At 43.3% G+C, this 13,944-nt stretch carries 14 protein-coding genes; 5 read left to right on the top strand and 9 right to left on the bottom strand.

What is annotated here, in order from left to right; translation table 11 throughout:
* Nucleotides 1-400: 400 nt before the first annotated feature.
* The 4 genes from zwf to AACW06_RS12990 all read left to right on the top strand — a co-directional run bounded on the left by zwf (nt 401) and on the right by AACW06_RS12990 (nt 4,371).
* Nucleotides 401-1,903: a glucose-6-phosphate dehydrogenase gene (gene zwf, locus AACW06_RS13005; protein WP_192075410.1), complete on the top strand. Its 1,503-nt coding sequence runs from the start codon at nt 401-403 to the stop codon at nt 1,901-1,903.
* Nucleotides 1,900-2,616 (top strand): 6-phosphogluconolactonase, encoded by a 717-nt coding sequence (pgl, locus tag AACW06_RS13000; RefSeq protein WP_192075381.1) that lies wholly within the window; start codon nt 1,900-1,902, stop codon nt 2,614-2,616. The genes zwf and pgl overlap by 4 nt, the downstream gene beginning before the upstream one ends.
* 33 nt (nt 2,617-2,649) lie before the next feature.
* Complete coding sequence (gnd, locus tag AACW06_RS12995; RefSeq protein ID WP_192075380.1) at nt 2,650-4,098, top strand: decarboxylating NADP(+)-dependent phosphogluconate dehydrogenase; 1,449 nt, start codon at nt 2,650-2,652, stop codon at nt 4,096-4,098.
* A gap of 135 nt (nt 4,099-4,233) precedes the next feature.
* Nucleotides 4,234-4,371: a hypothetical protein gene (locus AACW06_RS12990; RefSeq protein WP_168524312.1), complete on the top strand. Its 138-nt coding sequence runs from the start codon at nt 4,234-4,236 to the stop codon at nt 4,369-4,371.
* A 343-nt stretch (nt 4,372-4,714) separates the two neighbouring features.
* Here the strand turns inward: AACW06_RS12990 and AACW06_RS12985 are convergent, their stop codons facing one another.
* The 6 genes from AACW06_RS12985 to rbsD form a co-directional block, all read right to left on the bottom strand.
* Nucleotides 4,715-5,719 (bottom strand): substrate-binding domain-containing protein, encoded by a 1,005-nt coding sequence (locus AACW06_RS12985; protein ID WP_192075379.1) that lies wholly within the window; start codon nt 5,717-5,719, stop codon nt 4,715-4,717.
* Nucleotides 5,720-5,730: 11 nt separating this feature from the next.
* Nucleotides 5,731-6,651 carry a ribokinase gene (rbsK, locus tag AACW06_RS12980; protein WP_192075378.1) on the bottom strand — a complete coding sequence of 307 codons (921 nt, stop codon included), beginning with the start codon at nt 6,649-6,651 and terminating at the stop codon, nt 5,731-5,733.
* A 157-nt stretch (nt 6,652-6,808) separates the two neighbouring features.
* Nucleotides 6,809-7,687: a ribose ABC transporter substrate-binding protein RbsB gene (gene rbsB, locus AACW06_RS12975; protein ID WP_053311168.1), complete on the bottom strand. Its 879-nt coding sequence runs from the start codon at nt 7,685-7,687 to the stop codon at nt 6,809-6,811.
* 124 nt (nt 7,688-7,811) lie between these two features.
* Nucleotides 7,812-8,795: a ribose ABC transporter permease gene (rbsC, locus tag AACW06_RS12970; RefSeq protein WP_192075377.1), complete on the bottom strand. Its 984-nt coding sequence runs from the start codon at nt 8,793-8,795 to the stop codon at nt 7,812-7,814.
* Nucleotides 8,792-10,297, bottom strand: a complete 1,506-nt coding sequence (gene rbsA, locus AACW06_RS12965) for a ribose ABC transporter ATP-binding protein RbsA (RefSeq protein WP_192075376.1) — start codon at nt 10,295-10,297, stop codon at nt 8,792-8,794. The genes rbsC and rbsA overlap by 4 nt, the downstream gene beginning before the upstream one ends.
* Nucleotides 10,298-10,317: 20 nt before the next feature.
* Nucleotides 10,318-10,737, bottom strand: coding sequence for a D-ribose pyranase (gene rbsD, locus AACW06_RS12960; RefSeq protein ID WP_192075375.1), 420 nt, complete (start codon nt 10,735-10,737; stop codon nt 10,318-10,320).
* Between the two features lie 305 nt (nt 10,738-11,042).
* Here rbsD and AACW06_RS12955 point away from each other — a divergent pair, with 305 nt between their 5' ends.
* Complete coding sequence (locus AACW06_RS12955; protein ID WP_192075374.1) at nt 11,043-11,303, top strand: DUF3012 domain-containing protein; 261 nt, start codon at nt 11,043-11,045, stop codon at nt 11,301-11,303.
* Between the two features lie 77 nt (nt 11,304-11,380).
* Here the strand turns inward: AACW06_RS12955 and AACW06_RS12950 are convergent, their stop codons facing one another.
* The 3 genes from AACW06_RS12950 to tssI form a co-directional block, all read right to left on the bottom strand.
* Complete coding sequence (locus tag AACW06_RS12950; RefSeq protein ID WP_192075373.1) at nt 11,381-11,683, bottom strand: hypothetical protein; 303 nt, start codon at nt 11,681-11,683, stop codon at nt 11,381-11,383.
* Between the two features lie 79 nt (nt 11,684-11,762).
* Nucleotides 11,763-12,149 carry a hypothetical protein gene (locus AACW06_RS12945; RefSeq protein WP_238336704.1) on the bottom strand — a complete coding sequence of 129 codons (387 nt, stop codon included), beginning with the start codon at nt 12,147-12,149 and terminating at the stop codon, nt 11,763-11,765.
* Nucleotides 12,146-13,944: type VI secretion system tip protein TssI/VgrG (gene tssI, locus AACW06_RS12940; RefSeq protein WP_192075372.1), on the bottom strand; the 1,799-nt coding region annotated here is incomplete at its 5' end. The genes tssI and AACW06_RS12945, both read right to left, overlap by 4 nt.

Genomic DNA, 13,944 nt, shown 5'->3' with positions numbered 1-13,944 from the left:
GACCTAAGTGTAGAAGCAATTGATATATATTTTAGTGAGTTACGCCTTATTAGCGTCTGTTTGAACAAATAATAATCAATTATTCATTACTAGAAGCCACAAAAATCACCAAATCTTGAATTTTCCATTGTGCAGCATTCCATTTCGTTTCCAAGAGAGGAATAAAGCATCACTTGTACTAGGACAATGTCAGAATTTAATCGATTGCGTCATCAATTGTTGATGTATATCAAATTGTCGTAGACAATACGCACCCGAGTTTGGAGGGGGAATTGATGATTTCAACCTCCCCAGCTATTGATTATAGCTATCAAAGCGATAGTTGGAGCCTATTTTCTATTTTTGCAACGCACTGCTACTGTAGGCGCATGCTAAATACCACGTTTTTAAGGGAAAGATGATGGTAATACCTGAAAACAGCAGTATCGTGATTTTTGGTGCTTCAGGCGACTTAACCTACCGCAAGCTGATCCCCGCTTTATACCATTTGTACGAAAGTAATCAGCTACCAAAATCCTTTACTATCCTGGGCGTTAGCCGAACTGAATACAGTGATGAATCATATCGAGAGAAGCTAAAACGCTCTCTTCAGGAAATGGAAAAAACCACCCCAGATGTACTCAATGCTTTTTGTGAGCACTTACACTATCAAGCACTCAATACATCCGATGTTGAAGAATATGCCAAACTGGCAACTCGCCTTGATGAGTTAACTGACCACTATCAGTTTGAACAGCGCAATACGCTTTTCTACTTGGCTACCCCGCCAAGCCTTTACGGTGTGATCCCTGCCAACCTTGCAGCTCACGGACTTAACAATGAGGTACAAGGCTGGAAGCGTTTGATCATCGAAAAACCATTTGGTTATGATCTTGCTTCAGCTAAAAGTCTTGATATCGAAATTCATCGTCATTTTCAAGAACACCAGATTTACCGTATCGACCACTACCTCGGCAAAGAAACCGTGCAAAACCTACTAGTTTTTCGCTTTGCTAATGGCATGTTCGAACCGCTGTGGAATCGCAACTTCATTGATTATGTCGAAATCACGGGCGCTGAATTTTTGGGCGTAGAAGAACGTGGCGGCTATTATGATGGCTCGGGCGCAGTACGTGATATGTTCCAAAACCATTTATTGCAAGTATTGGCAATGGTTGGTATGGAGCCTCCTGCGGCAATTAACGCAAATTCGATTCGTAATGAAGTTAATAAAGTACTGCAAAGCCTACAGCCTCTTTCAGAAGATGACCTACGTAACAACCTTGTTTTAGGTCAATACACAGAATCAGAAGTGCGTGGCAAGTTCCTACCAAGTTACCGTGATGAACACGGTGTTGCCGCTGACTCTCGTACTGAAACCTACGTCGGTTTGAAAATGTTCATCAATAACTGGCGTTGGAATGGCGTACCGTTTTTTGTGCGTTCTGGTAAACGTTTACCAACGCGCGTGACCGAAGTGGTTATTCACTTTAAACGCACACCACACCCTGTTTTTGGTCAAAATGCCCCTGAGAATAAATTAATTATTCGCATCCAACCAGATGAAGGCATTCAAATGAGCTTTGGGTTAAAAGAACCAGGCGCAGGCTTTAAGGCCAAAGAAGTCTCGATGAACTTCCATTACACTTCATTAGAAGAAACCAAAATGTTGACTGCTTATGAACGCTTACTTTTAGATGCGCTCAATGGCGATGCAACCTTATTTGCACGTACAGATGCAGTAGAAGCGTGTTGGAAGTTTGTGCAACCTATTTTGGACTTCAAGCAAGACCCTCAATCTCTATTTGGTTATGCGTGTGGCACATGGGGACCGAAAGAGGCCGATGACCTAATACAACGTGATGGCCGTGCATGGCGTTTCCCATGTAAGAACTTGACAGATACGGATTACTGCGAACTATGATTAATCACAAAATTTTCGATACTGCCCAGCAAGTTGTTACTAGCCTAGCAGACGATCTAAAAGCCTACAGCGAGCAAGGTCGTCAGATACACATTTCATTGTCGGGCGGCAGCACGCCAAAAATGCTATTCAAGCTGTTAGCACAAGCCCCATACGCTGAAGGGATCCAGTGGAGCAACCTTCATTTTTGGTGGGGTGACGAGCGCTGTGTTGCACCTAACGATGTTGAAAGTAACTACGGTGAAGCAAACGCACTTCTGTTTAGCCAAGTGAACCTTCCTGCTGAAAATATCCACCGTATTCGTGGGGAGGATAAGCCACAGGTAGAAGCTGATCGTTTTGCTAAAGAGATGGCAGATGTCATCCCGTCAGAAAATGGAACCCCTGTATTTGACTGGATTCTACTTGGTGTCGGTGCTGATGGCCATACTGCTTCTCTATTCCCAGGACAAACCAACTATCAAGATGAAAACCTATCAGTGTTGGCGACTCATCCTGAGTCTGGTCAACTCCGTGTATCGAAAACAGCCAAAGTTCTCGAAGCGGCGAAACGAATTAGCTACCTCGTTCTTGGCGCTAGTAAAGTCGACATCGTAAACGAAATTCATACTACTCCGGCAAACGAGCTGTCCTATCCTGCAGCGAAGATCCAATCTAAAACGGGTCAAACGGAGTGGTACTTAGATTCAGGCGCAGCAGCAAAAATCGCGTAACGCGCGTCCAAATAGATAAATTGGAGAGAAATAATGAAAGGTGATATCGGTGTAATTGGCCTAGCAGTTATGGGGCAAAACCTTATCCTAAACATGAACGACCACGGCTTCAAAGTTGTGGCTCACAACCGTACTGCTGCGAAAGTAGACGAGTTTTTAGCAGGTCAAGCTAAAGGCACCAATATCGTTGGCGCTTACTCACTAGAAGAACTGGTTGAGAAACTAGAAACACCGCGTAAAGTAATGCTAATGGTTCGCGCTGGTGATGTTGTTGATACATTTATCGAAGCATTAGTTCCACTACTAGACAAAGGTGACATCATTATCGATGGTGGTAACACCAACTTCCCAGACACTAACCGCCGCGTAGCTGCACTGCGTGAAAAAGGGATTCACTTTATCGGTACAGGTGTTTCTGGTGGTGAAGAAGGCGCTCGTTTTGGCCCTTCTATCATGCCAGGTGGTGCACCAGAAGCTTGGGAAGCAGTTAAGCCAATTTTCCAAGGCATCTCTGCAAAAACCGATACAGGTGAGCCTTGTTGTGACTGGGTAGGTAACGATGGCGCGGGTCACTTCGTTAAAATGGTTCATAACGGTATTGAATATGGCGATATGCAACTAATCACTGAAGCATATCAATTCATGAAAGATGGCTTAGGCTTAAACCATGATGAGATGCAAAAAGTGTTTGCTGATTGGAACAAAACCGAACTTGATAGCTACCTAGTGGAAATCACCGCAGACATTCTTGGCTACAAAGATGAAGATGGTGAAGCGCTGGTTGAGAAAATCCTTGATACTGCGGGCCAAAAAGGCACAGGTAAATGGACTGGTATCAATGCGTTAGATATGGGTATCCCACTGACACTGATCACGGAATCGGTATTCTCTCGCTGCTTATCTGCACTGAAAGATCAACGCGTTGAAGCTGAGCAATTATTTGGTAAAACCATTACTCCCGTTGAAGGTGATAAGCAGCAATGGATTGATGCACTGCGTCAGGCACTGCTTGCTTCTAAAATCATCTCTTATGCGCAAGGCTTTATGCTAATGCGCGAAGCCTCTAACGAAAATAGTTGGGATCTTAACTACGGTAACGTAGCCCTAATGTGGCGTGGTGGTTGTATCATCCGCAGTGCGTTCCTTGGCAACATCCGTGATGCATTCGATGCTAACCCAGAAATCGCTTTCCTAGGTTCAGATGCTTACTTTAAAGGCATTCTTGATAACTGCCTGAGCGCATGGCGCAAAGTCGCGGCCAAATCTATAGAAGTGGGTATTCCAATGCCCTGCATGACTTCAGCGTTAACCTTCTTAGATGGCTATACCACCGCCCGCTTGCCAGCAAATTTACTACAAGCACAGCGTGACTACTTCGGTGCACATACTTATGAGCGCACTGACCGTCCACGTGGTGAATTCTTCCACACAAACTGGACAGGTACAGGCGGTAATACTGCGTCTACCACTTACGATGTCTAAAAAATTCTAGATATAGTAGATAAAGGACTAGCTAAGCCCTACCGTCTACGCCTATAATTCTCGCTTCATGGAGGATGTTAACCTAGTTAACATCCTTTATTTTTTTGCTATTCAGAAACAAAATGAGATCCAGAGATGACCATCAATAAGTTCTATGTATTAGTCCCACAGGCAGTGGAAGAAGACGCTCATAGGGAAAATGAAGTTCAATCTGAAATGGAAGCTCAACGCCAAGCGTTGTTGCAACAAGCCCGACAGCTAGGCGGATTGTAATCCTCACATAAAATAATAAAGAGCACTCAGTCGTGCTCTTTATTATTTTATATAGCCAAACAACTTGAACTTAAAGTTAGGCGGCAAGTGAAATCAAACGTTGGATTAGGCTTACCTCTTCCAACCAATTGATATATTTAACTGAACGCTTTTCTCTATTTACCTTAAACAATCTCTATAAAACTATCAAAACAACTTCATTAGTTCAGAAAATGAAACCGTCAAGTCGATGATTCGGCCTATATCTGTTTTATTCCGCTGAAAGAGCCGATTCCAGCAAACGTTTGCGCATTATATTGCGCGAAAGAATACCATCATTTATTCAAACAATAACGGTAAAATCCTAATTCAAATTTTTCACACTTTTACGCACAACTAAGGTTGGATCAAGTTGCACAACTTGCGGCTCTAGAGTCTCTTTTTCAAGCTTTTTGAGTAAGGTTTCGACGGCCACTTTACCTAAACGATATTTGGGCTGATGCACGGTAGTCAGTGCTGGAGACATAAAGCGAGCAATATGGATATCATCGTATCCCATAATAGAAACATCCTCGGGAATACGGATGCCTTTTTCGTAGGCTGCATTGAGCACCCCCATCGCCATCATATCGTTTGAAACAAAAATTGAACTGGGTAGCGGACCGTTTTCTAACATGCGATTAAACGCTTCATAACCGCCTTCACACTCAAAGTCTGACTCCACAATCCATTGCGGATTGATTTCTAAACCCGATTCTAAAACAGCGCGTTTATAACCTTCATAACGCATTTGCGCTTGATGTCGAATGAGCGGCCCCGTGATACAGCCAATCTCTTTGTGACCACATTCAATTAAATAATTGGTTGCGATATAACCACCGCTTAACGAGTTATCTTGAATCTTGTCACTGGCAAAGAGCATTGGCCCCCAATCCATCACTACAACTGGAATGTCGGGGTAGCGATCAAATACTTCGATACGTTCACCTTCTAAGGTTGAACACATCAATAACAAACCATCAACACGCTTTTGCAACAGTGTATTGATGGACGCTTTCATTCGTTCATTATCGCCTTCCGTGTTGCACAAAATCAGGTTATACCCTTTGTGATAACAACTGCGTTCGACCCCTTTCACCACTTCGCCAAAAAAAGGGTTGGTTGAGGTAGTAACTAGCATACCAATAGTTCGAGTACGATTCATTTTGAGACTACGCGCCAAAGCAGATGGCGCATAATTTAAGTCTTGAGCAGCCTTATTAACTCGCTCAGCGATATCTTCGCTCACAAAACGAGATTTATTAATCACATGACTAACCGTTGACGTTGATACCCCTGCAAGCCTTGCTATGTCTTTCATGGTGGCCATGTTTTATTCTCCTAACAATGTTGAGCGAGGAATGCATCCACCTCCTTGCGAGTAGGGATAGATGTCTGAGCCCCAAAACGTGTGACGGATATTGCCGCTGCCGCATGAGCAAACTTAATTGCTGATTCTAAAGGCATTTCTTCCAACAAACCAGTCACAAGTGCGCCATTAAACGTATCACCCGCTGCCGTGGTATCTGTCGCATCAACCTTAAAGCCTGGAATCAATACTCCACGACCATTTTGGCTAAGCCACACACCTTTAGCACCTAAGGTGATCAGTACAATTTCTATGCCTTTCTTATGTAATTCATTGGCAGCCAGTTGCGCTGATTGATCATCATCAACCGTTATTCCAGTGAGAACCTGTGCTTCGGTTTCATTGGGGGTGATCACATCAACACACGCTAACAAAGTATCAGGTAGCTCGCGGGCTGGCGCTGGGTTGAGTATCACATTAGTACGATTTTCTTTAGCAAATTGCGCCGCTTTAATAATGCCGTCAATCGGTGTTTCAAGTTGCATCAACAGGTAACTAGCTGCACCTATATTGGCAAGGTCAGACTCGATGACTTGTGCGGTAAGTTTGGCATTTGCCTCTGCAGAGATACAAATACTGTTTTCGCCACCGTCAGACACTTGGATCATAGCGATCCCCGTTGGGCAGTTAGGCTGCATTTTTACGCCTGAAATATTGATGCCATCAAGCTTAAAGCTTTCACGAATATTAATGCCAAACGCATCATCACCGACACACGCAATAAACCCGGTGTCTGCATTTAGCCTTGCTGCGGCCACGGCTTGGTTTGCCCCTTTCCCACCTGGGATAACTTGATAATTGCGCCCATGCAATGTCTCACCAGGGCGAGGAAAAGAAGGCACTTGAAGAACATGGTCAGCGTTAACACTACCTAATACCACTAACTGATTCATAAGATTTCCTTTGTTCATTAATGAACATGATTAATAGGGAGATATCCCGTTGTGATTTGGGGTATAGAGAGGTTTGAACTTTCTATCTAATAAAAAAACCAAAGCTCAACACACCGGAAAATGGGCCCTCTCTCGTTAAAGAGAAGGCCATTGAGTATTATTTGCTGATAATTTTTAGAGGAACAGGGATGTACTCATCAACAGATTCGCCCTTTAACACTTTAGCGGCTGTTTCAATGCCAAGCGCCCCAATCATGTCTGGTTGTTGTGCAACCGTCGCTGCAAGTTGGCCACGTTCTACCGCTGCAATACCGTCATCAGTACCGTCAAAGCCAACGATCATCACATCTTTACCTGATGCTTGAACGGCGCGTAGTGCACCCAATGCCATTTCGTCATTTTGCGCAAATACCGCTTGCACATCAGGGTTAGCGGCAAGTAAGTTTTCCATAACATTCAGACCCTTAGTACGGTCAAAATCTGCCGGTTGACTAGCGAGTAACTGCATTTCACTGCCGTTAACAGCATTCATAAAGCCTTCACCACGCTCACGAGCGGCTGAAGTACCCGCAATGCCTTCAAGTTGGATAACTTTAGCTTTCTCACCCACTTTTTCCATGATGAAGTGACCCGCCATTTCACCACCAACCACGTTATCAGAGGCAATGTGGCTAACAACATCACCACGGCTCGCACCACGGTCAAGCGTCAATACTGGCACTTTTGCTCGGTTCGCCATACGAATCGCATTCGATACGGCATCAGAATCAGTTGGGTTGATCAAAATGGCCTTCACACCGCGTACGGTTAAATCTTCTACGTTTGATAGCTCTTTACTTGGGTCATTTTGTGAATCCAGCACAATAAGTTCATAACCCAGCTCTTTTGCTTTGGCTTCTGCGCCATCTTTCATGGTAACGAAAAATGGGTTGTTCAATGTCGATAATACAATCGCCATTGTGTCTTGCGCCTGCGCAGAGACAGAGACGGTGGTTGAAAGTAGAGCAGCAGAAATTAAAGTTGCGAGTTTTTTCATCTTTATAGTCCTTTTTGTAGGGGCCGATACTGGGCAACTGGTTGCTTTGCATCGAGGTTTTTTCCCAAAGGTTTAGGCACTTACGCATACTTTGCGAACGTGCCCAATCCATAAGGGGATGTTGCTATTTATTTTTATTATCCACCAATACTGCCAGAAGAATGACCACTGCTTTCGCTATCATCTGGTAGTAAGAAGAAACATCGAGAAGGTTAAGCGCGTTATTTAAGAAACCAATGATCAGCGCACCAATCAAGGTTCCCATAATGCGACCTTTTCCTCCCATCAAGCTAGTGCCACCCAAAACAACCGCAGCAATAGCATCTAATTCGTAGCCCATACCCGCCGTTGGCTGAGCAGAAGAAAGGCGAGAAGTAACGATGATGCCAGCTAATGCCGCCAGTAAACCACAGATGGCATAAACACCAATTTTAACGCGATCGACATTGATACCAGATAAGCGTGTTGCCGATTCATTACCACCAAGTGCGTAAACATAGCGGCCAAAACGCGTGTGGTTAAGTAAATACCAAACTGCCGCAAACACCACGACCATCATCCATACTGGAACCGGAATACCCAACGCATAACCTGTACCAAACCACGCAAAAGCATCTGCGGTATCAGTAAAACCTGTAGAAATAGGGCGACCATCGGTATAGACCATGGTCACACCACGCAGTAATGTCATGGTTACCAATGTAGCGATGAAAGCCTGAACCTTACCTTTCGCAATAATGATGCCGCTAATCGCGCCCAATGCCGCGCCAGCAAGCAACGCTGTAGGAACCGCAATAATGACCGAAATTTCAAGACCTATCATGGTTGCAGCGAAAGCACCGCATAACGCCAAGACCGAGCCGACACTCAAATCAATACCCGCAGTTAGAATAACCAAAGTCATCCCCACCGCGATAATGGCGTTAACGGATGTCTGACGCAAAATATTCAAAATATTGTCGAGCGTAAAAAAGTTAGGGTTTAAAAAAGAAACGACAACCACTAAGAAAAGTAAAGCAATCAGAGATTTTTGCTCAATAAGCCACTCTTTACTCAGCAATTTCCTGCCGCTTGATGGAGTCGATGTATTCATGCTATTGCTGCTCATGCTGCTTCCTCGTTAATCATTTTTCCTACTGCACAGGCGAGTAAGTTTTCTTGGTTGGCCTCTTTGGCATCAAACTCACCGCTGATTCGCCCTTCATGCATCACCATAATGCGGTCACTCATTCCTAACACTTCTGGCATTTCTGAGGACACCAAAATGATGCTCATCCCTTCGGCTTTAAATTGGTTAATGAGTTGATAAATTTCTTTTTTAGCACCGACATCAACTCCGCGAGTCGGTTCATCTAAAATCAAGACTTTAGGGCGTGTCATTAACCCTTTAGCTATCGCAACTTTTTGTTGGTTACCACCAGACAAATTGCCGATAATTTGATTGCGTGACGGGGTTTTTATATTGAATAAACGCATGAAATCTTCTACTGCAATGGCTTCTTCGCCATGCTGAATTTGTATCCCTTTAGCAAATTTATTTAGCGCACACAGAGACATATTCTCTTTCACCGATAAGCCAAGCACTAAACCATCGCCTTTTCGGTCTTCAGAAATATAAGCAATACCGTTAGCTAAACCATCTTGAGGGCTCACAGGGTTGATGGTTTTGTTGTCGAGGTTAATCACGCCACGTTCACTCGGCAGCGCACCGTAAATCACTTTCATCAGTTCTGTGCGCCCAGCCCCCATCAAACCCGATACCCCTAAAATCTCACCACGTTTTAAAGTAAAACTGATATCGTGCACTCCAGATCCCGTCAGGCCGATCACTTCAAGGCAGGTTTCACCATGCTTAACCTCAATGCGTGGGTACTGCTCTTCAAGTTTGCGCCCCACCATCATTTCAATTAAGCCATCTTCGTCGGTATCAGACACTTTGCATTGACCAATAAATTTGCCGTCACGCAACACCGTAATATCATCACAAATTTCGAAGATTTCTTTTAAGCGATGAGAGATATAAACAATGCCGCAACCTTGTTCGCGCAGCTCATTAATAACATTAAATAGCGACTCAGTTTCGGTATCCGTCAGTGCATCCGTCGGTTCATCCATGATGATCACTTTCGACTCAAATGAGAGCGCTTTTGCAATCTCAACCATCTGTTGCTCACCAAGGCTTAAGTCACCCAGCAGGGTCTTGGAGCTGTGTTTAACGTTTAAGCGAGCCAGTAGTTTGTCGGCTGCTTGATACATTTCATTCCATAGAATTCGACCCATCACACTGGTCATCTCTCTGCCTAGAAAAATGTTTTCAGCAATGGTCAATTCAGGAATCAAATTCAGCTCTTGGTGAATAATACTAATACCAGCGTGCTGAGAATCGCGGGGGCCTTTAAATGCGGCAGGTTTGCCTTGGTAAGCAATGCTGCCAGCATCAAGTGAATAGATGCCCGTCAGAACCTTCATTAACGTTGACTTACCGGCACCATTTTCTCCCATTAGTGCCATAACTCGACCTGGGTAGACATTCAGGCTCGCTTTATCAAGAGCCTTAACTCCTGGAAACGCTTTTTCGATGTCAGTAAGCGATAAAATTGCTTGAGTCATGATTCGTCCTCAACCGAGAGTTAGAAAACTACGCCAGCTTGGAAAATAACGTTAGCATAAGGCGTACATTCGCCAGTTCGCACGACCGTGCGACTTTGTAGAGTTCGGTCTTTAAACTCTTCATGTGAGAGGTAAGTAATGCGAATTGACTTCTCACAACTTTCCTCCTCCATACGCAACTCATTGAGTAATGCTTTATGGTGCTCAGGACTAACCTCAGCAAACTCTTTCGCCATCACCACCCCTTCGATTTGTGATTCAGACAAAATCACGCGGATGGTATCTAAAAAACTAGGAATGCCATGCGTCAGCGCTAAATCAATTCGCTGAACCTCATCTGGGATCGGTAAACCTGCATCACAGATCGTGATTTCATCGGTATGACCTAACGTGGCAACAAGATAAGAAAGATCAGCATTAAGTAGGGTACTTTTTTTCATTGTTATACCTTCAACATTGGGGTTCGGATATCTTTGAACATAACCCTTTCACGTGAGTAGATAGTTCAATAAAACATCATCGAAACGTTTCGATAAATCCTAGCTGAGGGATTTTTAATTGCACTAAGGCAAAAATAATAATGTGAGTTAGATCGCCGATTGAATGGAAAAACAGAGAAAAATAGTGAAGTCAATCACTGATCATTTTGTCATTAGTGACTTTATTTTTTACTCTTTGCTAACACTTAGAGCAACATTTTCGCTATAGTTTTTATTAAAGAAATCGTGCTTACTTGGAAGCCATTATGAAGAAAATCGCATTAATATTAGTCTCGTTAATTTCACTAGCCGCTTGCTCTGACGTAGGCAGCGAGTCTTGGTGTAACGAGATGAAAGAGAAGCCAAAAAATGATTGGAGCGCGCAAAGCGCTGTCGACTTCGCCAAGTTCTGCATTTTCCAATCTCAAATTGGCAGCAGCGCTTGGTGCAAAGATATGGAAGATAAGCCGAAAGGTGATTGGACAGCCAATGAAGCCGGCGACTTCGCTAAGCATTGTATTTTTTAGGATGGATTGTAAATGCGACGCCTAGCGGTTGCTAGGCGTTATTAGCCGATTTTCAGAATTAATTTTTTGTTCGCATTTTATTTTTCTTTTTCCACATTAATCCTTTGAATAACATCGCCTAAAGCAAATACTGTTGTGCTATCAAACAAAATATCAGCTTTCTCCGGCACAGAAAACTCAAAAGTACCAGAAACCCAAACTCCATTTATATGCACACTTCCACTCTGAATATAAATATCTGATGTACATACATCACAAGGACTTCTTAAAATATCTGTAACTACCCATTTTTCCGCCTGTGGGACAGTATAAACCTGACTGTTATCTAAACTCTGCGCACTAGCAAAAATAGATACGAATAGGAGTAATAAATTCGCCAATGATGTTATCATCCTTCATCTACTCCCTTGTTATATTTATTAAGCTCATATTATCTTAAGTTTAGTAGAATTAACCTGCTTACCTTGCATATGACTCACACACATCTGACATCTGAGCTATAGCTACATAGTTTTTACCATACTTCCTTATCACTAAAGGTTCTTGAGCATCATAATTACCTTCTTTTGACTTATCCAAAAAACATACATGAATATCATTACCATTTGTTTTTATTATTTTTATAGAATATATCCAGTATTCATCTTCAATTATTATTTCATTATCTTTCATTATTGGCTTCGGAAGCTGGCCAAATTCAGTAAATAATTTCTCATCACTTATCTGCATTGGTCTTAGAGAGCTATTAAAACTTGTAACATCAAGATTCTCATATATATCCTTCAAGTCTGCAGACCATGCTGTAATCGAGTAAAAAAACATCGATAAAAACAATATAAATCTCATAATAACTCCTTAATTAGTAACGCTTCTTTTTCTCTTCTTGATGGGTATATATCTTTAAAGTCCATTAAATTATCATACATTGCTTGCCAATCCTGTGTGATTGCTTGATTCCAAAAAACAGCTGTTCTCCTAGGAAGATAGCCATATTGATAAGCCACTGATGCGATAACAGTTTGCGCTTGACTTGGTAAGCACTCAAATTTCACCTGACTAACTGAAGAATTATACATTTTGATCAATTTATTTGTTTCCGATTTTTTTACCAACTCATTGATGGTCATAAGTTCATTAGTAGTAATATTCAAAGGTATTTCTTTTATCTTATCTACAGCCGCTTGCTTTTTTAAACCAATATAGGGGGAGAATCGTCGAATTAAATCAGAAGACAAGCCTAAATTATTAAGATCACTTATCGATCTCGCCCCCAAGTCAAAACCTGTAGCTATCGTTACTCCACTCTGACTAAACTCAGGATTTGGAACATAACCGACCGTTTTACTTCCTTCCAGTTGCTGGATATATTCATGGTCAATCATTAGCCTACATTCTTCTATATAAACCCAACCATCCATGAGTGCTTCATCCAGAGCAAGCAGTGTCCCTTGGCCAACAATACTATCAACGGGGCCAATGCTGTATGATAGATGCGTTTGATGGCTGGGTTGATAACTTTTTTGGAACAGCTCAATGGCCGTTTTGGTTTTATTACCGAAATCACCATCGGCTTGCAAATCAAATTTCATTTTGATTAACGCTTGCTGAATCAAGCTCACTTCTTCGCCATTGTTGCCTTTTCTGAAAGCGCTGGCTTGTTTCTTCGCTAACTTTTCCAACTCTTCTGAAGGTTTCAGCAAATCCGATTGTAGTACTGACGCTTTATCTTCGTTTTGTGCATCCTCTTTTTGGCTCTTTTCCTGAGCGCTCTTTTCTTCGGCCTTTGCTTCTGATTGCTTTTGTGGAGATGCAGATGATTTCTGCGCAGCGGATTGTGTGGCAGCGGCCTCAAAATGCGTGATCACATTGGCTTGCCCACTTTGCATGGTCGCGCTAACTGCACTCGCTTGCAATTCGGCCGGAGCTTTCATATCAATCAATGTATTTGCCAACATGGCTGGCTGCCCACTATAAGCACTACCGCTGCCAGCGCTTCCGCCAGAGTTGAGGTTAATTGCAGGACCAACGAGATGCACGCCACCGGCATCGACTTTGACGAAACTGCCTCCTGCTTTTAAGGTCACTTCGGCTCCTGCCTCTACTACAATTTTGGCTCCCGCTTTAAGGCTGATTTCGCGCCCAGTTTGAATAGCAGTCAGTTGTGCCACTTTATGCTGCAATGAACCGCCAACCTCCAGACTGCTATCTTTAGTCACATTATCGCGGCTTTCGCCCTCGACCGTTAGGTGTTGGTTATTTTTGATATGGCTAAACTGGTCGTTATCCACCGTCAGGTGACTATCGTGTTTGATGTGACTGGTGGCGTCATTGAGCACCAGTGCTTCATAGTCTTTTTGCGCGTGCAGGTAAATTTTCTCTTGCGCCGCTTGATCTTCGAAGCTCAGCTCATTAAACCCTTCACCTTGGTGGGTTTCACTGCGCAGCACGGTTTTGGTTTTGTTGTCTGGCAGCGTGTAGGGCGCTTTGTTGCTGGCATGGTAGGTGCGGCCTGTGACTATCGGTTGGTCTGGGTCGCCATTTAAAAACGATACTATCACTTCATGACCAATTCTTGGGATAGCCATCATCCCGTATTGGCTGCCTGCCCATCCTTGTGACACTCGCACCCAGCATGAGCTGT

It is taken from the genome of Vibrio sp. S12_S33 (assembly GCF_963889785.1).
In the GTDB taxonomy this organism is placed as follows: Bacteria; Pseudomonadota; Gammaproteobacteria; order Enterobacterales; family Vibrionaceae; genus Vibrio; species Vibrio aestuarianus.
This window is presented reverse-complemented; position numbering and strand designations above follow the sequence as displayed.